Origin of the sequence: Enterococcus plantarum (assembly GCF_001730295.1) — a bacterium.
Lineage (GTDB): Bacteria > Bacillota > Bacilli > Lactobacillales > Enterococcaceae > Enterococcus_L > Enterococcus_L plantarum.
On the sequence record NZ_MIKA01000003.1, the window covers coordinates 13,292 to 37,987 of the forward strand.

22 protein-coding genes and 1 pseudogene are annotated in these 24,696 nt (G+C 36.1%); 22 read left to right on the forward strand and 1 reads right to left on the reverse strand.

The features are described from left to right. The first annotated feature begins 11 nt into the window (after positions 1-11). The 16 genes from accD (at position 12) to BCR22_RS02005 (ending at position 14,865) form a co-directional block, all read left to right on the forward strand. A complete protein-coding gene (gene accD, locus BCR22_RS01930; RefSeq protein WP_069653319.1) occupies positions 12-878 on the forward strand; it encodes an acetyl-CoA carboxylase, carboxyltransferase subunit beta in 867 nt (288 codons plus the stop codon). 2 nt (positions 879-880) lie between these two features. After that, positions 881-1,666 (forward strand): acetyl-CoA carboxylase carboxyl transferase subunit alpha, encoded by a 786-nt coding sequence (locus BCR22_RS01935; protein WP_069653320.1) that lies wholly within the window; start codon positions 881-883, stop codon positions 1,664-1,666. 745 nt (positions 1,667-2,411) lie between these two features. After that, positions 2,412-2,939, forward strand: a complete 528-nt coding sequence (locus tag BCR22_RS01940; RefSeq protein ID WP_069653321.1) for a YqeG family HAD IIIA-type phosphatase — start codon at positions 2,412-2,414, stop codon at positions 2,937-2,939. Further along, positions 2,936-4,051: a ribosome biogenesis GTPase YqeH gene (gene yqeH / locus BCR22_RS01945; protein WP_069653322.1), complete on the forward strand. Its 1,116-nt coding sequence runs from the start codon at positions 2,936-2,938 to the stop codon at positions 4,049-4,051. The genes BCR22_RS01940 and yqeH overlap by 4 nt, the downstream gene beginning before the upstream one ends. A gap of 31 nt (positions 4,052-4,082) precedes the next feature. Then, entirely contained in the window at positions 4,083-4,394 is a 312-nt protein-coding gene (gene yhbY / locus BCR22_RS01950; protein WP_010773359.1) for a ribosome assembly RNA-binding protein YhbY, read from the forward strand. A 19-nt stretch (positions 4,395-4,413) separates the two neighbouring features. Beyond that, a complete protein-coding gene (locus BCR22_RS01955) occupies positions 4,414-5,058 on the forward strand; it encodes a nicotinate-nucleotide adenylyltransferase (RefSeq protein ID WP_069653323.1) in 645 nt (214 codons plus the stop codon). Then, positions 5,048-5,650, forward strand: coding sequence for a bis(5'-nucleosyl)-tetraphosphatase (symmetrical) YqeK (yqeK, locus tag BCR22_RS01960; protein ID WP_069653324.1), 603 nt, complete (start codon positions 5,048-5,050; stop codon positions 5,648-5,650). Before BCR22_RS01955 ends, yqeK begins: the two co-directional genes overlap by 11 nt. 108 nt (positions 5,651-5,758) lie before the next feature. Further along, the gene (rsfS, locus tag BCR22_RS01965; RefSeq protein ID WP_034682970.1) at positions 5,759-6,097 is read left to right on the forward strand and encodes a ribosome silencing factor; all 339 of its coding nucleotides are present in this window, start codon (positions 5,759-5,761) and stop codon (positions 6,095-6,097) included. 1 nt (position 6,098) lies between these two features. Further along, entirely contained in the window at positions 6,099-6,836 is a 738-nt protein-coding gene (locus tag BCR22_RS01970) for a class I SAM-dependent DNA methyltransferase (RefSeq protein ID WP_069653325.1), read from the forward strand. A gap of 125 nt (positions 6,837-6,961) precedes the next feature. After that, on the forward strand, positions 6,962-8,131 hold the full coding sequence (locus BCR22_RS01975; RefSeq protein WP_069653326.1) for a nucleotidyltransferase: 1,170 nt from the start codon (positions 6,962-6,964) through the stop codon (positions 8,129-8,131). A gap of 94 nt (positions 8,132-8,225) precedes the next feature. Next, on the forward strand, positions 8,226-8,942 hold the full coding sequence (locus BCR22_RS01980) for a YebC/PmpR family DNA-binding transcriptional regulator (RefSeq protein ID WP_069653327.1): 717 nt from the start codon (positions 8,226-8,228) through the stop codon (positions 8,940-8,942). A 179-nt stretch (positions 8,943-9,121) separates the two neighbouring features. Then, positions 9,122-10,099, forward strand: coding sequence for a LacI family DNA-binding transcriptional regulator (locus BCR22_RS01985; protein WP_069653328.1), 978 nt, complete (start codon positions 9,122-9,124; stop codon positions 10,097-10,099). A gap of 214 nt (positions 10,100-10,313) precedes the next feature. Then, positions 10,314-11,636 (forward strand): ABC transporter substrate-binding protein, encoded by a 1,323-nt coding sequence (locus BCR22_RS01990; RefSeq protein ID WP_069653329.1) that lies wholly within the window; start codon positions 10,314-10,316, stop codon positions 11,634-11,636. Positions 11,637-11,649: 13 nt separating this feature from the next. Continuing rightward, positions 11,650-12,534 (forward strand): carbohydrate ABC transporter permease, encoded by an 885-nt coding sequence (locus tag BCR22_RS01995; protein WP_069653330.1) that lies wholly within the window; start codon positions 11,650-11,652, stop codon positions 12,532-12,534. Beyond that, positions 12,531-13,379: a carbohydrate ABC transporter permease gene (locus BCR22_RS02000; protein ID WP_069653331.1), complete on the forward strand. Its 849-nt coding sequence runs from the start codon at positions 12,531-12,533 to the stop codon at positions 13,377-13,379. Before BCR22_RS01995 ends, BCR22_RS02000 begins: the two co-directional genes overlap by 4 nt. A 10-nt stretch (positions 13,380-13,389) precedes the next feature. Next, positions 13,390-14,865, forward strand: a complete 1,476-nt coding sequence (locus BCR22_RS02005) for a glycoside hydrolase family 32 protein (protein WP_069653332.1) — start codon at positions 13,390-13,392, stop codon at positions 14,863-14,865. 879 nt (positions 14,866-15,744) lie between these two features. On the opposite strand, the gene BCR22_RS02010 is transcribed toward BCR22_RS02005, so the two are convergent. After that, positions 15,745-16,326: a YdcF family protein gene (locus tag BCR22_RS02010; RefSeq protein ID WP_069653333.1), complete on the reverse strand. Its 582-nt coding sequence runs from the start codon at positions 16,324-16,326 to the stop codon at positions 15,745-15,747. A gap of 157 nt (positions 16,327-16,483) precedes the next feature. Here BCR22_RS02010 and BCR22_RS02015 point away from each other — a divergent pair, with 157 nt between their 5' ends. From BCR22_RS02015 to BCR22_RS02040, 6 genes and pseudogenes are all read left to right on the forward strand, one after another. Continuing rightward, a complete protein-coding gene (locus BCR22_RS02015) occupies positions 16,484-17,335 on the forward strand; it encodes an aminoglycoside 6-adenylyltransferase (RefSeq protein WP_069653334.1) in 852 nt (283 codons plus the stop codon). Positions 17,336-17,744: 409 nt separating this feature from the next. After that, a complete protein-coding gene (locus BCR22_RS02020; protein ID WP_069653335.1) occupies positions 17,745-19,217 on the forward strand; it encodes a L,D-transpeptidase family protein in 1,473 nt (490 codons plus the stop codon). Positions 19,218-19,718: 501 nt separating this feature from the next. Beyond that, the gene (locus BCR22_RS02030) at positions 19,719-19,898 is read left to right on the forward strand and encodes a 2-hydroxymuconate tautomerase (protein WP_069653337.1); all 180 of its coding nucleotides are present in this window, start codon (positions 19,719-19,721) and stop codon (positions 19,896-19,898) included. A 373-nt stretch (positions 19,899-20,271) separates the two neighbouring features. Continuing rightward, entirely contained in the window at positions 20,272-22,212 is a 1,941-nt protein-coding gene (gene thrS / locus BCR22_RS02035; RefSeq protein WP_069653338.1) for a threonine--tRNA ligase, read from the forward strand. Between the two features lie 13 nt (positions 22,213-22,225). Then, positions 22,226-22,411: pseudogene (locus tag BCR22_RS15905) on the forward strand (hypothetical protein). Positions 22,412-22,559: 148 nt separating this feature from the next. Next, positions 22,560-24,677 (forward strand): penicillin-binding transpeptidase domain-containing protein, encoded by a 2,118-nt coding sequence (locus BCR22_RS02040; RefSeq protein WP_069653339.1) that lies wholly within the window; start codon positions 22,560-22,562, stop codon positions 24,675-24,677. The last annotated feature ends 19 nt before the right edge of the window (positions 24,678-24,696 follow it).

Consider the following 24,696-nt stretch of genomic DNA (forward strand, 5'->3'; position numbering starts at 1 on the left):
GGAGCAAGTGTATGGCTTTATTTAAAAAGAAAAACTACATTCGAATCAATCCGAATCGCGCGGGCGACCAACCTTCTGTAAAAAAACCTGCAGTTCCAGATAATATGTGGGCGAAGTGTCCTTGTTGTAAACGTACCTTATACACAAAAGACATGGGGGCAGAAAAAGTCTGTCCTTATTGCGGTTATAGCTTTAGAATTGGTGCTTGGGAGCGTCTAGCATTGACGGTAGATGAGAAAAGTTTTGAAGAATGGGATACAGATTTGATCACGAAAGATCCGTTAGACTTTCCTGATTATTTAGATAAAATTACTAAGATGCAGGAAAAAACAGAATTACATGAAGCTGTTTTAACTGGAAAAGCCAAAGTCGACGGGCAAGAAATCGGTATTGGTGTGATGGATGCTAATTTTATTATGGGGAGTATGGGCACTGTTGTAGGTGAAAAAATTACTCGATTGTTTGAACGAGCAACAGAACAACAATTACCAGTGATTATTTTTACCGCCTCAGGTGGAGCTAGAATGCAAGAAGGTATTTTTTCTTTAATGCAAATGGCGAAAATTTCTGGTGCGTTGAAACGTCACAGCAACGCTGGATTACTTTATGTTACTGTGTTGACTGATCCAACAACGGGTGGTGTTACTGCTAGTTTTGCTATGGATGGCGATGTTATAATAGCCGAACCGCAAAGTTTGATTGGTTTTGCTGGGCGTCGCGTGATCGAGCAAACGATCCGTCAAGAGCTGCCAGACGATTTTCAAAAAGCAGAGTTCTTATTAGATCATGGTTTTGTTGATAAAATTGTTCCTAGAAATCAGTTGCAAGAAACACTTAGTAAATTAATAAAGATTCACACGATGAAAGGGTGGAAATAGCGATGGAAAAAACAGCCAATGATATTGTCACCTTAGCTCGAGCACAGGATCGGTATACTACTTTAGAATATATTGCAGCAATTTTTGATGATTTTATGGAATTTCATGGTGATCGATACTTTGGTGATGACCTGGCAATTGTTGGTGGCATTGCAACATTGGAAGAAAAACCAGTAACGGTTGTTGGCATTCAAAAAGGGCGTAATTTACCAGAGAATATCGAACGAAATTTTGGTGCTCCTCATCCAGAAGGGTATCGTAAAGCTTTAAGGTTAATGAAACAAGCAGAAAAATTTGGACGTCCAGTGGTAACATTTATCAATACAGCAGGAGCGTATTGTGGTATTGAGGCAGAAGAACGTGGTGAAGGTGAGGCAATTGCAAGAAATTTAATCGAGATGTCTGATTTGAGCGTTCCAATTATTGCAATTATTATTGGTGAAGGCGGAAGCGGCGGTGCATTAGCACTTGCAGTAGGTGACGAAGTTTGGATGCTAGAGCACACGATTTATGCTGTCCTTTCACCTGAAGGATTTGCATCGATTTTATGGAAAGACGGCAGTCGCGCTAAAGAAGCAGCAGAACTAATGAAAATTACAGCGACAGAATTAAAAGAATTAACGATTATTGATCGAGTGATTCCAGAAGAAATGAATGGCGAAGTCTTAGAACAATCGAAAATCAATCGGATGATCCAAAAAGCACTTATTAGTAAGTTCTCTGAGCTATCTAAATTAGAAACAAATGTGCTGTTAGAAAATCGTTACCAACGTTTCCGTAAATATTAATCAAGGATAAAAAAGAGAGTGGAATGAAGTACGGTAGGTACTGTATAATAACAACTCGTACCCCGTGGACTTCTAATGTAATAAGAGGGAATTCAGGAAAATGGTGGGATTGTTTCTTTGCTTTTGAGGGATTCCAGTCAATTTCAGTTTGTTTTTGAAGCCATCAAATTTTTAGTACTTAGAATGCGATGTGATCGAAGTGTAACAAAGCTGTCGCTTCTCTTTTCACTTTATATAAGATAGGGACATGACTCTAAGAGCTATGTTCCTATCTTTTTTATTGTGAATAAACTTTATATACTATGATGTCACCCCTAAATTAAAGGTGATTTTCCACCATTTTCAGGTTTTTTCATTGGTTAATGCAAATAGACCTTTTCAAATACTAAAACATGCGGATTTTATTTGGTCTGTGTGTTAATTCTATTCACGTTGTATCAAAGATTTTTTATAAAGCGGTATCGTTGTTTTTTTTCGAGAACAAAAAGATTGACGAATGATTGTTCTATTTTGACAGGCATTCAATTTTCTCTTTTATTTGTATGGAAAAGTTTACCATGAAAAACAGTGGAAAGACAAAACCATGTAATCTCGATTATTTAATCATTATTGAGTCTTATGAAAACTTATGATAAGCATTTATAGAAATTTTTAAGGAAATGCAGTATAATACAAATTGGAGGAGTGCTAGCTTAGTACTCCTTTCACTATGAAAAAGTTCATCGTGGAGATGAGAGGAGTTACTATGTTTTCAAAATTTAAACCAACTTGGATGGTTGATGCGATTTATAAAATCACGCCAAACCAATTAAAAAAATTAGGGATCAAAGCTGTATTGACCGATTTGGACAATACATTGATTGCGTGGGATAACCCAGATGGAACCGAAGAATTGCTGACATGGATTCTGGAAATGAAAAATGCCGGGATTCCTGTTGTGGTCGTTTCAAATAATAAATCTAGCCGCATAAAACGTGCAGTAGAGAAATTTGATCTTGAGTATGTTTCTAGAGCGTTGAAACCTTCGACAAGAGGATTTAGAGAAGCTGAAAAAAAACTGAATATGAAGCCAGAAGAATTAGTAATGGTCGGTGATCAGATCATGACGGATATTCGGGGGGCAAATGCTGCAGGAATCAGAAATATTTTAGTGCGTCCAATTGTTGATACGGATGGTTGGAATACAAGAATCAATCGATTCTTTGAGCGAAAAATCATGAAGCATTTAGCGAAGAAACATCCAGATATGGTATGGAAAGGCGGACTAGAATGAGTGAGCAAGAAGCAATTCATTGTATCGGTTGCGGTGCAATCATTCAAACAGATCAGCCCGATGAACTAGGCTACACGCCAAAGGCTGCTTTTGAAAAAGGGATGGAGACAGGGGAAGTGTATTGCCAACGCTGTTTTCGTTTAAGACACTATAATGACATTCAAGATGTTCAATTGACAGATGATGATTTTTTACGTCTGTTAAATGAATTGGGCAAAGAAGATGCCCTGATCGTAAATGTGGTTGATATTTTTGATTTTAACGGTTCATTGATTCCTGGTTTACATCGTTTTATCGGAGATAATCCAGTATTGATGGTGGGAAACAAAGTTGATATTCTACCAAAATCATTGAAGAAACCAAAAATGGTCCAATGGATGAGAGAGCGTGCTCATGAAGAAGGGTTACGTCCAGTCGATGTTTTGTTAACTAGTGCCAAGAAACCACAAGAAATGGAAAATTTACTTGAAACGATTGAAAAATATCGTGATGGTAAAGATGTTTATGTGGTCGGTGTAACAAATGTTGGTAAATCAACATTAATCAATCAAATCATTAAACAAACAGCTGGTGTTCAAGATGTTATCACAACATCACAATTTCCAGGTACAACATTGGATAAAATCGAAATTCCTTTAGAGGACGGACATTTCTTGATTGACACACCAGGAATCATTCATCGTCATCAAATGGCACATTATCTTGGGAAAAAGGATTTAAAAATCATTGCACCACAAAAAGAGATCAAACCAAAAGTGTATCAGCTGAATCCAGAGCAAACACTATTTTTAGGTGGTTTAGCTCGATTTGACTTTATTCAAGGGGAACGTAGTTCGTTTATTGCCTATGTGTCAAATGACTTATCGATCCACCGTACGAAATTGGTTACAGCAGACGGCTTCTATGAGAAACATGTTGGTGGGTTATTACAACCGCCGCGTCCAGATGAAGTAGCAGAATTTCCAGAGTTAGTCCGTTTTGAATTTTCGATCAAAGAAAAAACAGATATCGTATTCGCGGGACTGGGCTGGATCACGGTAACCGAACCCGGTGTCGTTGCTGGCTGGGCACCAAAAGGCGTAGATGTTTTAAGAAGAAAAGCGTTGATTTAACCATAAGTGAGAACAGAGAGAAGGAAAATTAGTGGATTTAAGAGGAAAACAAAAGCGTTTTTTACGCAGTCAAGCGCACCATTTACAACCAATTTTTCAAATTGGTAAAGGCGGCTTAAATTCTGCGATGGTGGTACAAATCAATGAAGCATTGGAAAAACGCGAATTGATCAAAGTCACATTATTACAAAATACCGACGAGATAGCTGAAGATGTAGCAGAAGCATTAAAAGCAGATATTCATTGCGATATCGTTCAAATTATCGGCCGCGTATTAGTGTTATTTAAACCATCATCTAACGAAAAATACCAAAAGATCTCTAAAGAAGTTAAAGCAATTTAAAAACTTGGAGGTAAGAAAAATGGGGACAAATACGAATGCAGCATTAAAAGCAGAAGTAATTGTGGAAGAAGCAGAGCTTTTTCAAAAGCGTAAACAGGTAGGAATATTAGGTGGAAATTTTAATCCAGTTCATGTGGCTCATTTAGTAATGGCCGACCAAGTGCAACAGCAACTTGGGTTGGACAAAGTCTATTTGATGCCTACTTATTTACCGCCTCATATAGATGAAAAAAAGACGATCGATAGCAAACATCGAGTAGCAATGTTGGAATTAGCCATTTCTGATAATCATAATTTAGCGATTGAGCCCATCGAGTTGTTTCGCAAGGGGAAAAGCTATACCTATGATACGATGAAAGCTTTAACACAAAACAATCCAGATACGGATTACTATTTTATCATTGGCGGAGACATGGTAGAATATTTACCAAAGTGGTATAAAATCGATGAATTGATGACGTTAATTAATTTTGTGGGGATTCGGCGTCCTCATTATGGAACGGTCACACCTTATCCAATTATTTGGGTAGACGTTCCCCAAATGGATATCAGCTCAACAGTGATTCGGGAAAAAATTAAAAATGGTTGTTCTACGCGCTACTTATTGCCTGATAGTGTGATACACTATATAGAAGAGAAGGAGCTGTATGTAGATGGATTTTAGCGGAAAGTATACATCGTTTAAACGCGAAGAATTGATGCAAGAAGTTCAGATGCATATGAGTGAGCGCCGGTTTCAACATGTTTTAGGCGTAGAAGAAACGGCCATTGCTCTGGCAGCTAAATACGGTGCGTCTGAGGAGAAGGCTAGTATTGCGGCATTGACTCACGATTATGCAAAAGAACGTCCGGATGAAGAGTTTGAAATGATTATCCTACGTGATGGCTATGATCAGGATTTGCTGAATTATGGGAATGCAATTTGGCACGGACTTGTTGGTGCAAGCATGGTTCAACGAGAACTAGGCATAGAGGACGAAGAGATTTTAGAAGCGATTCGTCTGCATACGACAGGTGCAGCTAAAATGAGCTTGCTGGATAAAATCATTTATGTTGCAGATTACATCGAACCAGGTCGTAATTTTCCTGGTGTAAATGAAGCACGTGAATTGGCTTTAGTCGATTTAGATGAAACCGTTGCATATGAAACAAAACATACATTGTTACATCTTATTGAAAAAGAACAAAAAATTTATCCCAAAACAATTGAGACATATAATTACTGGGTAGCTAGAAAAGCTACTTTGAGAAACTAGCTCAAAGAAAAGCTGATTGAGCTCGTTCATCACTGTTAGAACTCTTTCAGCATCAAAAACAAAAATTAAATTTAATAATAGGAGGAAACCATCATAGATAGTCAACAGATTTTAGAAATCGCTGTAAAAGCAGCTGATTCAAAACGAGCAGAGGAAATTGTGGCTTTAGATGTGCATGAAATATCACTTTTAGCAGATTACTTTATGATTTGCCAAGCAACAAGTGAACGTCAAATCAATGCCATCGTGGAAGAAATTATTGAAAAAGAAGAAGAAGCAGATGTAGAAGTAAAACGAATTGAAGGAAAAGATGGCGGTAAGTGGGTATTGATCGACTTAGGTGATATCATTGTTCATGTCTTCCAATCAGCGGAACGTGGATTTTACAATTTAGAAAAACTTTGGTCAGATGCTCCAATGGTCGATCTACACGCTTGGGTCGAGTAATATGACATATGAAACATTTGCTTTTGTTTACGACGAAGTAATGGATGATAGTCTCTATGATCAATGGCTAGCATTTTCAAAACGTCATTTGCCAGAAGGAAAAATGGATGTTTTAGAAATGGCTTGTGGGACTGGTGCGTTAGCTGTGAATTTCGCCAAAGCAGGGTTTACCGTAACCGCATTGGATTTATCTGAAGAAATGTTGATGATGGCCAGCAAACGAGCTGCTGAAGAGGAAGTTTATGTTCAGTTTGTTCAAGGTAACATGATGGATTTATCAGAAATGGGTCAATATCATGCGATTACTTGTTTTTCAGATTCGCTATGCTACATGTCAAACCGTCAAGAAGTTCAACAAGTATTTGACGATGTCTATCAAGCGCTAGAAGAAGATGGGGTCTTTATTTTTGATGTCCATTCGGTTTACCAAGTAGACAAAGTATTTCCAGAATACAGTTATCATTACCAAACAGAAGAATTTGCCTTTTTATGGGATAGTTATCCTGGTGAGAAAGAACATAGTATTGAACATTTTCTAACGTTCTTTGTAAAAGAACAAGAAAATGATGAAGTATTTATCCGTCAAGATGAACTACATCAAGAACGGACATATACAATGGAAAACTATTTAATGATGCTAGAGAGTGCAGGGTTCATGAATGTTGAAGTCTACGCTGATTTCGCAGACACTGCACCTACAGAAGAAAGTAAGCGTTGGTTTTTCGTTTGTAAAAAATAGGTTAAAAGATAAGTAAGCAGAACTTTTAAAAGTGTTGCTTGCTTATTTTTCTTTGGTTTCAGTAATAAATTAAACATGGTATGATGGAGTTCTAATAGAAATGATCTGAATGAAGGAGAATCAAAATGAAAAGTTGCGGTATTATTGTGGAATACAATCCTTTTCATAACGGACATCACTACCATGCGAAAATGGCGCGAGAAATGAGTGGAGCAGAGGTTGTGATTGCTGTGATGAGTGGGAACTTTTTACAACGAGGTGAACCTGCTATTATCGACAAATGGACACGGGCCGAAGAAGCATTAAATCATGGTGTTGATTTAGTTATTGAATTGCCCTTTGCATATGCTGTACAATCAGCAGATTATTTTGCTGCAGGCGGAGTCAAGCTACTTCAAGCTTTACAGTGTGATGCACTATGTTTTGGTACAGACAATCACGCAGAGATGGATTATAAGTTGTTTGGGGAGTTTGTGAACAAGAATCAGACAAAAATCGACGAAGCTTATCAACAAATTAAAAACAATGGATTGAGTTATCCACAACAAATGACAGAAGTTTTTCGTAAGCTGTATCCAAAAAATGGGTTAGATTTTTCTTCTCCTAATCACATTTTAGGCTTAAGTTATGCCAAAGAAAATGCAACGTATGAAAAGCCGATGATGTTGTATCCGTTAAAAAGAGAACAAGCAGGGTATCATGATACTACTATATATCAGAATTTTGCTAGCGCTACTGCAATCCGAAAGGCGGTTTTCTCTGATGAATTAGATCAAATCCGGCAAGTGCTACCAACACAAGTGGCAATAGATTTAGTGAATTCAGCGACTGTCTCTTGGGAAACGTATTGGCCGCTATTAAAATACAAGTTGATTAGTAGTTCGATTATAGAATTAAAAGCGATTTATCAAATGAAAGAGGGCATCGAGTATCGGCTACAAGAAGCTGCTAAAACTTCTGATTCTTTTCAAGCTTTTATGGAAAAAGCAAAAACAAAGCGCTATACTTGGACACGATTACAACGATTAGCGACGTACAGTTTAAATAATGTAACACAGCAGGAAATAGAAAATTCTTGGAACCATAGTTTTATACAAGTCCTTGGTTTCACTGAAAAAGGTCAGAGTTATTTGCGAGAAAAAAAGAAGGATCTTGCTTTACCACTAATTACAAAAGTGTCCAAGAATTTAAATTCTGAATTAGCGGTAGATATTCGCAGCAACCAGGTTTATCAGTTAGGCGATCATCGCATTTTAGAACAAAGTTTTGGTCGTTTTCCAATTCGTATCTCTTAAAAGCAAAAAACACTTAACAAAAGTTCGTTTGCCAAGTATAATAAGAAAGGCAATACAATCAAAAAATACTAATGAATGAAAGCGAAGTGAGAATATGGGTCGTAAGTGGGCAAATATTAAAGAGAAAAAAGCTGCCAAAGACGCAAATAACAGTCGAGTTTATGCAAAATTCGGTATTGAAATTTACGTAGCAGCGAAATCGGGTGATCCTGACCCTCAAGCAAATCAGAAATTACGGTTTGTTATCGAGCGCGCAAAAACATATAATGTTCCAAAACATATCATTGATCGAGCAATCGAAAAAGCCAAAGGTTCTGGTGATGAGCAATATTCTGAGTTGCGTTATGAAGGATTTGGGCCAAACGGTTCAATGGTCATCGTAGATGCTTTGACAAATAATGTAAATCGTACTGCTTCAGATGTCCGTGCTGCATTTGGTAAAAACGGCGGTAATATGGGTGTCAGCGGTGCTGTAGCCTATATGTTCGATCATACAGGTGTGATTGGATTTGCAGGCGATGATGCAGATGAAATCCTTGAATATTTGATGGAAAAAGAGATCGATGTTCGTGATGTAACCGAAGAAGAAGGTCAGATCATCGTTTATACAGAGCCGGAAGATTTACATGCAGTGCAAGAAGTGCTAAAAGAAAAAGGGATCGAAGAATTCTCCGTAGCAGAATTAGAGATGATTGCACAAAATGACGTGGAATTAACGGGAGAAGATTTAGAGCAATTTGAACGAATGATCGATGTTTTAGAAGAGCTAGATGATGTTCAAAAAGTGTATCATAACGTTGATCTAGATTAGTTCTAGAATCTTGAGTTATAACTTTGTAGAAATCTAATTTTGAGATTACTATAAAGTTATAGCTTATTTTGCATAAGAAAATAATTATAGGATTTTTGCTTCTATTTTTTTGGAATCGTTTCCCTATTTTTGACATAATATGTTACAATTTTAATCAGTATTAAGAAAGCAGGGATAGGATGAAAGCAACGATGAAAGATGTTGCCGCATTAGCTGGAGTGGGAGTTGGAACTGTTTCTAGAGTCATTAATGGTGTAAAAGTAAAAGAAATTACTAGAAAAAAAGTTGAAGCTGCTATCAATGAATTATCTTACGAACCTGATGAATATGCTCGAGCTTTAAAAACAAATCGAAGTAATACGTTAGCATTAATTCTTCCAACAATCTGGCATCCTTTTTTCTCAGAACTTGCCTATTACATTGAAGAAGAATTAAGTAAAAAAGGCTATAAGCTTTATTTGTGCAATGCTGATGGTGATCCAGAAAAAGAGTATGAATATATTCAAATGGTCAAGCAAAATAAAGTTGATGGAATCATCGGGATTACTTATTCTGATGTAGATAAATATGTATCGTCTAATTTACCGTTTGTTAGTATAGATCGACATTTTTCAGAAGACGTGACGTATGTGACCTCAGACAATTTTGCTGGGGGCATGTTAGCTGCTAAAGAATTAGTCATGCGAGGATGTAAAAGCGTAGCATATATAGGCGGTTTCTCACCATTTCCAAATGAAACGGTGAATCGGCGAGAAGGGTTCTTAGCATATTGCAGAGACAAAAAGATACCGTTCAAAATACTGGATATGCCAGAACCAATCACAGATTTACAAGACCAAATTTTACGATTTATCAAGGAAAACGATACGATTGACGGTATTTTTACAGTCAATGATTTCATGGGATTAACCGTTTTGGAAACATTAGAAACAATTGGTAAAACACCACCTAAGGATTTTCAGTTAATAGGATTTGATGGTGTAAGAATGGCTCAAGAAAGAAAATATACACTGTCAACAATTGCTCAATCTGTTCCATTGATGGCAACTACAGCAGTTGATGCTATCTTGAATAAAATAAAAGGAGTAGAAGTTCCTAAGAGAATTATTTTGCCTGTGACGTTTGTTTCGAATGGTACAACGATTCAAAAGGAATAGAGTAGCGATAATCAGTTTTTTGTGTTTAGGATGGTACTTCTTACTTCATTCTAGACACTATTGTTTTTATCTGAAATTTAGAAGTGGATACTAGTTAAAATGCAGTTGACAGAAAACGTTTTCAATGGTATCCTTTTTTTATCAATTAATGAAACGTTTCCATTGTTGATTTTAGGATAAAATGGAAACGTTTCAGATTCGGGGGATTAGATAAATGAAGAAGTATTTTTACCAGCTCATAGCAGTAGTCGTTGCCGTTTTATTTATTTTTTCTGGATGTGGAAACGTTTCAAAAGAATCTGAGAATCAAATGAAAAATGAAGGGGACATAAAAATTTGGGTTCAGTTTTCGGATGAAACGCCTGAAGGGAAAGCTTGGCAGAAAATTGTGGATAATTTTAATCAAGAATACCAGGGTAAATATAATGCCATTACTGAATATATTCCAAGAAGCGGTAGTGGTGGTGGCTATGAAGACAAGGTGAATGCTGCAATCACAACGAGTAGTTTGCCAGATGTCCTCACTCTGGATGGCCCAAATACGGCAGCATATGCTAACGCTGGTGTAATTGAACCTTTAGATGATTATCTAGATGATGCAAATATGGATGATGTACTTGATAGTATCATTCAACAAGGAACTTATAATAAGAAATTTTATGCATTTGGTTTTTCTGAGTCTAGTGTTGGTATTTATTACAACAAGAAATTATTTAGAAAGGCTGGCATCAAAGAGGAGTCCCTGCCAACTTTAGATAAACCTTGGACTTGGAATGAATTTCAGGAGGTTTGCCAAAAATTAGTGAATAAATATGAGTCACCAGCAATAAATATTCAATTAGCATCCAAAGATGAAATGCTTACCTATGCATACACGCCATTTATTTGGTCAAACGGAGGAGAAGTTGTAAATCAAGCGGGTACGGAAGCATTAGGGTATTTTAATGATCCCAAAAGTGCAGAGGCAATTCAATTTATTCAGGATTTAGTGAAAAAAGGATATACAACCAATACCCCAATTGAAAAGGGGTTTGAAACTGGAAAATATCCAATGCTTCTAAGTGGATCATGGACGATAGCTGATTTAAATGAAAATTACAAAGGCCTTGAATATGGTATTTTACCGTATCCTGTATCTGATAAAACGAAAAAATTAGTTTCTCCAACAGGTAGTTGGCAAGTTGCAATGTCTTCTAAAACAGAAGAAAAAGAAGCATCGGCTACATTTATAAAGTATGTCACCAATACAGAATCAAGTAAAATCATGAGTTTGGGGAATAGTGTTTTACCTATTAGAAAATCAACAATCGAATTGATCAAAAATGATGTGTCCAAGGAAATGCGCTTTCTAATGGAACAAAACCAAAAATCAGGTCATGCGCGTCCTGTTGTAGTAGCGTATCCACAAGTTTCCCGTGCATTTCAGCAATCAATTCAAGATGCTAGTTATTATAAAGAAAATCCAGATGTGCAAAAAATAGTGGATGTTCACGCAGAAGAAATGCAGCAAGTTATTGATAGAATGTTGAAGCGATAAAGGAGGAAACGGAATGAATCGTAAACCGACACTCAAGGAAAATTTAGTAGGATATAGTTTTTTAGCACCAGCACTTATTTTATTGACGATTTTTCTTTTGATTCCAGTGGGAATGGTTGCCTACTACGCTTTTACAGACTATTATCTGTTGACACCAGGCAATCGTCAATTCATTGGGTTAGACAACTTTAAACAATTATTTAACGATCCAATTTTTATCAAGAGTATGGTTAATACAGCTAAGTTTGTTATTTGGATCATCCCAGTTCAATTGGGAGCAGCATTAGGGATGGCTCTGATTATCAACAAAAAAAGAAAAGGAAATTTATTATTTAAAGTAGCATTTTTCGCGCCAGTAGTTATGTCTTTGGTTGTTATTTCTATTTTGTGGCTGTATTTATTAAATCCAAATGAAGGGCTTATCAATTCATTATTAATGAAAGTAGGTATTTCAGCTCAACCATTTTTAACGAGTCCTAAACAGGCAATGTACACGATTGTTTTTGTTTCTGCTTGGCAAGGGGCAGGTTATCAAATGCTTCTGTTTTTAGGCGGTATGCAGAATATCCCGCAAGATGTCTATGAAGCCGCTGAAATGGATGGTTTCACAAAATTTCAACAATTTCGTTATATAACACTGCCTTTATTAAAGCCAACAGCCATCTTTGTCTTATTAACAACGCTTATCTCAGCGTTTAAGTTGATTGTTCAGCCAATGGTTATGACCCAAGGTGGACCAATGAATTCTACAATGACCATGGTTTATTATATTTACCAGACAGGCTTCACCGATCGAATGGTAGGTTACTCTAGTTCAATAGCGTTGATTTTTACAACCATGATTGGTTTGATTACGATTGGTCAAAGAAAATTAATTAAGGAGGACAAAGACGAATGAAAAAAAAGGTTGGGCCACTGATGATTTTTGAATATATTTTATTGTTTATTTTAGCGGCACTTTTTATTTTTCCAATGCTTTGGATGATTGTTTCTGCTATGAAATCAAATGCAGAAGTCTACACAAATCTTTCTTCTTTTAAAGCTTTTTTACCTAGTCTAAATCCTGTAAACTGGTTTAAAACCTATCAAGAAGTTATTGAACGATTCAGCATTTGGACATACTTACTAAATAGTATTTTTTATGGCATCACTTTTGCCGGAGGATCGATTATTGTCAATTCATTAGCAGGTTTTGCTTTTGCAAAAATCAATTTTACAGGAAAAAAAGTGATTTTCGGATTCTTGTTAGCACTTTTGATTATCCCAATGGAAACAGTACTGATTCCTCAGTTTACAATTGTAAATACATTAGGGTTAGTTAATAGTCGTATTGCGGTGATTTTACCAGCTATGGCTAGTGCATTTAATATCTATTTATTTAGAAATTTCTTTATTGCAATACCGGAAGAAATCATTGAATCTGCTAAAATCGATGGTGCAAGTATCGTTAAAATCTTTTTCTCAATTATGTTGCCAATGTCAAAACCAGCGGTAGCTACCGTTGGGGTTTTATCCTTTATTGGAAGTTGGAATGACTATATTTGGCCATTAATGGTATTAACAGATAAGAGTAAATTTTCTATGCAAGTGGCTATTACGACGATTAACACGACACAACCTGTGTATATTAATCAAGTTATGGCAGTTTTAACAATTTCGACGATTCCTCTAATCATCATCTATGTTGTCGCCCAAAAATATATCCTACAAGGGTTGGGCGGTTCTGGTACAGGAATTAAATAGGAGAGATAGAATGAAAGAAAAACTCGAACAAGCAAATCAATTTATTGAAGAAAATAAAGGGACAATCAATGATATTTATCGCCAAGGTTATCATTTGATGGCCCCTGTCGGTTGGATGAATGATCCAAATGGATTTGTCTATTACAAAGGTGAGTATCATTTGTTTTATCAATATTATCCATACGATAGTGTTTGGGGGCCAATGCACTGGGGACATGCTAAATCAAAAGACTTGATACATTGGCAAGAGCTACCCGTAGCGCTAGCGCCTAGTGAAGAATATGATTTAGATGGGTGTTTTTCAGGAAGTGCCATTGAAAAAGATGGAAAACTCTTTTTAATGTACACTGGCCATTACGAACGTGAAGGAATCAAACGAGAAGTTCAGTGTATTGCAGTATCAGATGACGGTATCCATTTTGAAAAATTTTCTGGAAATCCTGTGATTTCGGATCAACATATTAAGGGGATCGCGCCAATTGAAGATTTTCGTGATCCTAAAATAGAGAAACGCAATGGAATCTATTACAGTGTCATTGCTTCGAAAACAACGGATCAACGAGGACAAATTTTATTATTTCAATCGGAAGATCTATTCCTTTGGAAATTTACTTCTGTATTGCTAACAGGAAAACGAGATCAAGGGATCATGTGGGAATGTCCAGACTTATTTCATTTGGACGGAAAAGATGTCTTGTTGATTTCGCCGATTGAAATGAAGAAAAAAGATAATTTATATGAAAATATCAACTCGACAGTAGCTTTTATAGGTGAAGTAGATTGGTTAACGGGCCGTTTTATTGTAGAAAATCACCATGAGATTGATTTTGGCCTAGATTTTTACGCCCCTCAAACTTGTGTAGATGACCAAGGCCGGCGGATCATGGTTGCTTGGATGCAGATGTGGGGACGTAACATGCCGACAAATGATTTAGGACATTTCTGGGCAGGGGCTATGACGTTGCCACGTGAACTTCATGTGGTCAATAAAAAATTGATTCAACAACCAATTAATACAATATATGAATTGATTATGGATAAAAAAACTATTATAAAAGAAAAACTAGAGGATTCATCCGTTGAACTAGATGATAATGACGCGAAGCAATTCTATATTGAGTTTAGTGGGATTTTGAGACAAACTAAAACATTAACAATAAAGGTTCTTAGAACGAAGGAGTCTTCTGTTGAACTGATTTACGATCCTAATACTGACTATTTATCTATTAGTCGTGATAGCTTTGGTTTAACAATCACAGGAAATGAAACAGAGCAATTAACAAAGCGTACGGCAAGTGTTCCTTTACTAAATGATAGACTTGTGTTAGAAATATTTAGAGATACATCTTCAATAGAAGTATTTGCAAATGAAATAGCCGTAATGTCTATGAACTTTTATGAAACAGAACAAAGTGAACCTCCGATAGTATCAGTGATGGGGAAAGTTGAACAATTGAGACTAAATTATGGAACAATCAAAATATAATGTAAAAGAAGCCCTTACCGTTGTTGAGCGAAGAAAACATCGATAAGGGCTTCTTTTTACAGCTACTTCGTACTTCTTGCACTCTTTTAGCAAGCGTCAAAGAAGTATAATGAAAAGATCAGGTTGCTTTGATGGTTTTATGAATAGAACTTAGGTTCAAACCAACAATATTTAACGAGTTGTTTGAACCTATGAATGTATAATATACGCGTTCAGTTAAACTAAAAATAAACCCTTCATACACACACTATATGAAGGGAAACACAATATGAAAAAACTAAGAACAAATGTATAATACCATTTTTGTTTTAAATTCTCAAATATTTCGAATTACACATAAAAAATTGAGAATATTGTTATGAATAATATATTTTAGGTAAAAAAAGTGTTCAAGTGATTACTGGTTTTATCTTATATTATTTTTAAACTAGTATATTCTCATATAATTATTTTTGAAACGACTAAATAGTCACTAGTTAGAAAGAGTTGTCACTGTGCAACGAAAAACGGATATAAAAATTGGATTTAGGAAAAAATTTGAAATAAAGGAAAAAGAAGCAAAAAAAATACAATGCGACTGCCATCAATTTAGATAATGATCCTAAAAATCAATTTTTATGGAGATTCATTGTTGTAATTAGAGTAATAATTCTAGCAATAATCTCAGGGATTATTTATTATTTTAATCAAAAAATGAAGTACGGACAGGGGAAATCAGAGGAATGAAAAAACTCCTAAATCAACCAGAATGATGAAGATTGATCTAGGAACTTATAAGTCAAATTTTTTCAGCCATCTCAGAAGAAGAGAGCAATTTGAATTTTTTTAAATATATGACGGGTACAAAAAGACAACGAGAGCAAAAAAATGTCTTGAAACTTAATGATCAAAAAGTAAACCATATCCTAAAGCAACGATTTCTCTAACATATGTTTTAAATCGAGCAGAAGATTTAGAAACTGCTGGTAGTCCGCTGATTTCAGAAATACCCAAACGCTTTGCTAATAGTTTTGAGCGATACATATGAAAGTCGCTTGTAACAATAACGGTATTCCCTAGCGCTCGTTTCTTTTGAGCATTTTGGATGTTTTCTTTAGTACGTGTAGAGGTATCTTCAGTTAAAATTTGTTTTTGTGAAATTCCGTTCGCTCTTAAATATTCCGCCATTACGTTGGCCTCGCTGTCAGGCTCGTCAGATCCCTTACCTCCGCAAACAATAGCAGTTGCCGCTGGATGCTCTTTTAGATAAGGGATTGCTGCGTCTAATCGTTCTTTTAAAACCGTACTTGGATAAGCATGATCTTTTGATGTACCTCTTACTTGTGCACCTAAAATAAGCACAGTATCTGGCGTTGCTGTTGGTTGCTCTTTTGTTCCACTTAAAATAAGGAAAAGAACAAGAGCAGTATATGTAATTCCTAAACCTATAATAATCAACATCATTCGTTTCACCCATTTCATAACACCACACCCTTTCTTGTCCAGTGTATTAGATAATCAGTGAAAATAGTGAATTCGAACATTGATTTAAAGTTTTTTTAACGATTTCAAGAGAAAGTATAACAGAGTGAGTAAAAATAGCTTATACTCTTTGTAAACCATAATAATGGAGGCAACTATGCGAACTGAAGAAGAAATGTTTACCTTGATTTTAGATACTGCAAAAGATGATTCTAGAGTGCTAGCTGTTGGAATGAACGGTTCTCGAACCAATAAAAATGTGCCAAAAGATCTATTTCAAGATTATGATATTGTTTATATTGTAGAATCAGTAGATAGCTTTCTTAAAGACCAGTCGTGGATCGATCGATTTGGTACACGTTTAATTATGCAGACACCAGAAGATATGGTGTTGTTTTCGCCAACTAAAAATGGAAGATATACTTATTTGATGCTATTTGAAGATGGGAATCGAATCGACCTTACTTTGTGTCCAAAAGAGCAAGCAGAAACTTGGAACGAAGGAGATTGTTTAGCTGAAATTTTGTTGGATAAACATCAATTGTTGCCAAATTTATCAGAAGCGACGGATCAAGAGTACTGGGTCAAACCTCCAAGTCAGGCAGAATTTTTTGATTGTTGTAATGAGTTCTGGTGGGTCAGTACTTATGTGGTCAAAGGGTTGTGTCGGAATGAATTGTTTTATGCGGCGGACCATTTAAATGAAAACTGTCGAAAAGAACTTTTACGGTTGCTTTCTTGGCAAGTTGGGGCAGAACAAGGGTATCAGTTTAGTGTTGGGAAAAATGATAAATATTTGCCTGATTATTTGACGGAGGAACAATACGATGCTGTTCAAAAAACAATGGATGTTTCTAGTATTCATGCGGCTTGGTCCGCTTTGGTTTCATTACAAAAACAATTTGATTATAACGCCCAGCTATTTTCACAAAAATATGGCTTGGAATATGATCAAAGAACAGCAGAGAAAGTCTTGGAGTATACAGCAAATTTTAATGTAAGTTCTTAAATTAAAGGGATTTTTCGACAAAATAGACAAGGTTTGAGTTCGTTTTTAAAGTTTATTGTAATTAAATTAGAATTTCCCTAAAGATAATGCCAAATAGTCTTTTTTCCTCTACCTAATGTGTGGTAGAATGATAAGTGCACTGCATCGAACTTTGATGGTTGTGGTTTCCTGTTTAGTAGAAATAGTTGAAATTTAAACGTTTATACATAAAAATATGAATTTTTTCTCATATGTAAGCAAATTAATTGAAGAATGAGAGGAATTTAACTAAACTAACTTTAAAATAAAAGCACTAATAAAAATTTTAGACAATTTAAGGAAGAGTTACTTCCTTTTATTTTATTTCAAAAACAGGGAAAAGCATAAAATCAAAGGAAGCATATAAATCATAAAAAAGGAAGATAGCTCAATGGAAAACGAAGAAACAGTTAGCCGCTCAGAAAAAAATACAAGGGCACCTCAAAACAATAATCACTCACATAATAAAACGAAGAAATGGTTAGTCCCAGTAGTCGGTTTGCTGATTTTTTTGGCATTGATATTCACTGGCGGGTTAGTCTACTTTCAATCACATTTCTTTATCAGTGCGAAGGCAAATGGTGTTGATATCAGCTTGCTAAACACAAAAGATGCGAAAAAGAAGCTAGAAGAACTGAATAAAGCTGAATCTGTTGTCATCAAAGTAAATGATAAAGAAGAAAAAATTACACTACCTGAAAAATATGAAATTACAGAAGAGTATTTAAAACAAAATATTGGGGATCGTTCAATTAAATTACCAATCAATGAAAATTACAAATCAGAACTAAAAAATAAATTAAACGAACTTACCTTCGAAGAAGGAACTCCAAGTCAAGATGCTCGGATCGAAAAAGTGGATGGCAACTATCAAATCATACCAGAACAAGTTGGAACGGTTGTGGATAAAGAAGCATTGATGAACCAAGTGTTAACAGATGTTGATGCGAACAAGGGTAGTTACGTTTATGATGTGAAAGAGTTTTATCAAAAACCAACATTGACAAAAGAGGACAAAGGTCTACAGGAGAGATTAGCTGTATTGTCGAAAAAAGAAAACAAAGCGATCACGCTTGATATTAATGGCGAAAAGTTGGCTCTCACAAAAGAAGAGTTACAGTCATTTATGGATACAAAAGGTGAGGTTGATCAAAATAAGGTTTATGCTTGGGTAGAGCAAACAAACCAAAAATATGGCTCGATTTTCCAACCAATTATTTTTAAAAATGTTCATGGTGTTACCACCAAATATAAAAACAATGGCAGTTACGGCTGGGATATCAATATGCCGCAAACAAGAGATTTGATTGTGCAAGCAATCAATAGTGACAAAGATACTGAGACAATCACTGTACCAATTGATGGCGATGTCAATCAGTCGTCAACAGTTGATAAAGATTATGTTGAGATTGATTTAAATGATCAAAAAATGTATTTCTTCAAAGGCGGCGTAAAAGTTGTCGAAACAGACGTAATCACTGGTCGTTATAATAAAGGAACTGCGACTGTTCCTGGATTCCACACGATTTTATACAAAGATACGGATACAAAATTAGAAGGCGAAATGCTGGATGGATCAAAATACAGTGTACCAGTAAAATATTGGATGCCATTGAAGAGTTTCGGTGGTGTGGTGACTCAAATCGGAATTCATGATGCAGATTACAAAGCAGAATATTTCGGAAACAAAGAAGCCTACAAAACAAACTTCGGGAGTAATGGTTGTATCAATACACCTGGAGACGCAGTGGCGCAAATCTTCAACGGTGCGTATGCTGGAATGCCGGTAATCGTTTATGGACATATATATGACGATGCACCAGGTGAATTTGATAAACCAGTCGATTATGGTGAACCCGTTTAAGAACTATTAAAAGAAGTCCAATTTGGGCTTCTTTTTACTAGCAAAAAAAAAGAAAAGAGAACGGGCGTATGATTCACTGAAACAATTAGAGCTAGCCAAGATTATCACAAGAGAAGTCAAAGTAGCATCAGGAGCGACCACAGATAAAATCGCACTAAATTATGGTTGTAGTAGTGGATTAATTGGTTTAGAAATCGCAGATAGATTAAAAAGAACATATTTGTTTATCCACCAAAAGGACACTTTTCGATTAGTGATTTTGATAAAAATGAAAAAATTAGTCATGAGAAAGTCCATAACAGATTTTCACAAACTGTGTTAAAAGAACAGCTGGAAGAGATAAGTTTTACGTTAGTTTCTAGAGGGATGCTTTATCATGGTGAGAACTGTTATGAAACAATCTGCCTCGAGGTTTTGTTTGAATGCTGAAAAATAATCATAAATTTATAGTAGAACATGTTATTATTGTAGTATCTAGAAAAACTGAACGGAGGAAACGTTATGCCATTTATTCATGTCGAACTGGTTGAAGGTCGCAGTGAAGAACAACTGACAAATATGGTCAAAGAAATCACAGAAGTTGTATCAAAAAATACAGGTGCTCCTCAAGAGAATATCCATGTTATTGTCAATGAGATGAAAAAAGATCGCTACGCACAAGGCGGAAAATGGAAAAAGTAATCATTTTTAATAAATGCTTGCTTTTTAGTTAAAGAAGTGGTTAAATTAACACATAAATGATTGATGAGAAAGACAACTGAACTTGCAAGCAGTCTTTTAGAGAGGAAAATCTCGGCTGAAAATTTTCCAGACCCGCACAAGGAATGACCACTTTTTCCAACCTTTGTCGAAACAAAGGCGGTCGTACCGTTAACACGCTTGAGGAACATGGCTGTTTGCTGTGTTTAAAAATAGGTGGAACCACGAATTTTTCGTCCTAGTAGCTGATAATTTTATCAGCTACTAGGACTTATTTTTTTGCTCAAGTGAATTGATATTGTTGGAAAGTCTAAGATTCTCATAATCAATGATAAAAAAATTGGAGGAAACAAAAATGTCAATCAACATTACTTTTCCAGATGGCGCAGTCAAAGAATTTGAGACTGGTTCATCAACATTGGACATTGCTAAAAGCATCAGTAACAGTTTAGCTAAAAAAGCATTAGCAGGTAAATTCAATGGTACATTAATAGATTTAGTTCGCCCGATTGAAGAAGACGGGTCAATCGAAATTGTAACGCCAGATCACGAGGATGCCCTTGGAATTTTACGTCATTCTTCAGCCCACTTAATGGCCAATGCACTACGTCGTTTATTCCCGAAAATCAAATTTGGTGTCGGTCCAGCGATTGATTCTGGTTTCTATTATGATACAGATAATGGTGAAAATCCTATTACAGCAGAAGATTTGCCAGCAATTGAAGCTGAAATGATGAAAATCGTCAAAGAGAATAATCCAATTGTCCGCAAAGTTGTTTCTAAAAGCGAAGCGTTAGAATTGTTTGCGGATGATCCATATAAAGTTGAATTGATTTCAGAGCTTCCAGAAGAGGAAGTCATCACTGTTTATGATCAAGGCGACTTTGTTGATTTATGTCGTGGTGTCCATGTGCCTTCAACTGGACGTATTCAAGTATTCCAATTATTATCAGTTGCTGGTGCGTATTGGAGAGGAAATTCCAATAACCAAATGATGCAACGTATTTACGGAACAGCCTTCTTCGATAAAAAAGATTTAAAAGAATTTATCAAGATGCGTGAAGAAGCCAAAGAACGTGATCATCGTAAATTAGGAAAAGAGCTTGATTTATTCATGCTTAATCCAGATGTTGGTTCGGGTTTGCCATTCTGGTTGCCAAAAGGCGCAACCATCCGCCGCACTATTGAACGTTATATTACAGATAAAGAAATTAGCTTAGGTTATCAACATGTGTATACACCTATCATGGCGAATGTTGAGTTTTATAAGCGATCTGGTCACTGGGATCACTATCATGAAGATATGTTTCCACCGATGGATATGGGAGATGGCGAAATGTTAGTTCTTCGTCCAATGAACTGTCCACATCACATGATGGTTTATAAAAATGATATCCACAGCTACCGTGAACTGCCGATTAGAATTGCAGAACTTGGTATGATGCACCGTTATGAAAAGTCTGGGGCGTTATCTGGGTTACAACGTGTACGTGAAATGACGTTGAATGATGGGCATACATTTGTTCGTCCAGATCAGATCAAAGAAGAGTTCTTACGCACTTTGAAGTTAATGGTAGAAGTTTACGCTGATTTTGATGTGACAGATTATCGTTTCCGTTTAAGTTTAAGAGACCCGAATAACAAAGAAAAATACTTTGATGATGATGCAATGTGGGAAAGATCTCAAACAATGATCAAAGAAGCGGCAGATGAAGCAGGGATCGATTATTTTGAAGCAGAAGGTGAAGCAGCATTTTACGGTCCTAAACTGGATGTTCAAGTAAAAACGGCTTTAGGGATGGAAGAAACACTGTCTACAATTCAAATCGATGCATTATTACCAGAACGTTTTGATTTGACTTATGTAGGAGAAGATGGCGAAAATACACATCGTCCGTTAGTTATCCACAGAGGGATTGTTTCGACGATGGAACGTTTCGTAGCATACCTAACTGAAGTATACAAAGGCGCTTTCCCAACTTGGTTAGCACCGATTCAAGCAACTATTATTCCAGTATCTGTTGAAGCACATTCTGATTATGCGTATGAAGTGAAAAAACGTTTACAAGAACAAGGATTACGTATCGAAGTAGATGACCGTAATGAAAAAATGGGTTATAAGATTCGAGCATCTCAAACGCAAAAAATTCCTTATCAAATCGTAGTTGGAGATAAAGAAATGGATGATGCAACAGTCAATATCCGTCGTTACGGAAGCAAAGAAACAGAGGTTATCGATTTAAATATCTTTGTTGATAGTATGGTCGCTGATGTAGCAAATTATAGTAGAAAATAATTAGAAAAAGAGGTTGGGGCAGAAGTGTTTAACTCCGAGAAATAAGAAGGAATTTACGAAAATTGCTCTTCAAATTTTTGTGACCAAGTAGGTACTGTGCAACATCAACTTGTTCCTTGTTGTGTTTTACAGCAATTTCGGCTTATTTCCGAAGGAGTTGCTTCTGCGCCCACCGTTTATTCGGTTACTAAGAGCCTGAAACATAACCTTTTTAGTTATGTACCAGGCTCTTTTTATTCAGTAAAAGTTAAATATTTTCTTAGTAAGAGGATTCCCTCTATTTTTTTTCACGTTTTTTCGTTACAATAGAGAAGCGAGACTTTTCTCATATGGAGGATTAAGGATAAATGAAAAAAATGAGCTTTTTAGATAAATTAAAAAAAGAAAATGAAGAACCTATGACACAAAAAAGTAAAAAATCACATATTCCGTTCCGATTGAACTTACTATTTTTCGTGATTTTCGGTTTGTTTGTTGCATTGATTGTTCGCTTGGGATACCTGCAGATTGCAGAAGGGCAGGAGTATGCACAAAAAGCTGAAGAAAATTCGACTTTAAAAATCAAAAGCAATGCGCCAAGAGGACAGATTTATGATGCAAAAGGCAATTTATTAGCTGGGAATAAGGCTAATTTGGCTATTACGTATACGCGTGGTAAAAAGGTTCAGACAAAAGACCTAGTACCAATTGCAAACAAAGTCAATGATTTGATTAATGTACCAGCAGATGAATTGACAGAACGAGACAAAAAAGATTTTTGGTTGGCAAATCCTGAAAATCTAAAAGCCGCACAAAAACGCTTGACTGATGCTGACAAAGTAGATGAAAAAGGCAATAAAATCACTGACGAAGGAACATTATATGTTAAAACGGTGGAAAAAGTAACGCCAGAAGAAATCAACTTTGATGAGCATACATTACAGGCTGCCACCATTTTTAAACGAATGAATTCTGTAGGTGAGTTGAATACGGCCTTTATTAAAAATGAAGGAGTTACGCAAGACGAGATTGCAATAATTGGTGAACATACTTCAGAAATCGCTGGCGTTTCAACCGGAATGGATTGGGATAGAGATTATCCAAGTGATACAGATCTTAGAAGTCTTTTAGGAAAAGTATCGTCACAAAAGGCTGGATTACCTGCTGAAGAAGCAGATGAGTATATCGCAAAAGGGTATGAATTAAATGACCGAGTAGGTACTAGCTATTTAGAAAAACAATATGAAGATATTCTTCAAGGTCAAAAAGCAATTTCAGAAGTAACGTTAGACAGCAACGGCAAGATCGTGACACAAAAACCTGTGTCAGAAGGTAAAAAAGGTGAAAATTTAAAACTAACGATTGATACGGCTTTTCAAGCGAAAGTTGAGCAAGTTGTAAGAGAACAATATCAACAATTATTAGCCACTGGAAATGCGGCCTATTCAGATGGTGCCTATGTCGTTGTGATGAATCCTAAGACGGGGGCTGTGATGGCGATGGTTGCACTGGATCGTGATCCAGCAACAAATGAATTGACCTCTAATCCATTAGCTACAATCAATAAAGCATTTGAACCTGGTTCAGTAGTAAAAGGAGCCACGATATCAGCAGGTTATGAACAAGGCGTGATCACTGGTAATGATGTGTTGATTGATGAGCCTTTACAAATTTATGGAAGCGAGCAAAAATCGTCTGTCTTTAATAAAGTTCCAGGAAATCAAATTCCGCTCACCGCAGAACAAGCGTTAGAGTACTCATCGAATGCTTACATGATGAAGCTAGTATTAAAAATGATGAATACAGATTATCAATACAATATGAAGCTACCTTATCAAACGGGAGATCCGACTTTATTTAATGTTTTACGTAAAACATTTGGTGAATATGGTATGGGTGTTTCGACAGGAATCGATTTACCAGGAGAATCAACAGGGATATCAAATAAGGATTTTGATTCTGATGCAGCGCCAATGCCAGGGCATTTACTCGATTTATCTTTCGGTCAGTATGACACGTACACAGCAATGCAATTAGCACAATATGCCTCAACAGTAGCAAATGGTGGTACTCGTTATGCGCCACATGTAGTTGAAGGAATTTATGATAACAAGTCTGATGGCTCTCTAGGTGAATTGAAAGAGCAAACAAAACCAAAAGAATTAAATAAAGTCGACATCAGTTCTGAACAAATGCAACTCATTCAAAATGGTTTTTATGATGTTGTGCACGGGAATGGTGTATTCACCACTGGGAAGTATATGCAAGGAGCAGCACTTGATATTGCGGCTAAAACAGGTACAGCCGAAACAAATGTTGGAGAACACATTACCGTGAATAGTAACGTAGTAGCTTATGCACCCTATGATGACCCAGAAATCGCGATTAGTGTTGTTTTACCACACTTAACCAGTGAAAGTACAAGACCTAATCAATCAATGGTTACGGCGATTGTTAATGCCTATGCTGAATACAAAGCACAATAAGATTTGTAAAGTAGTTTTC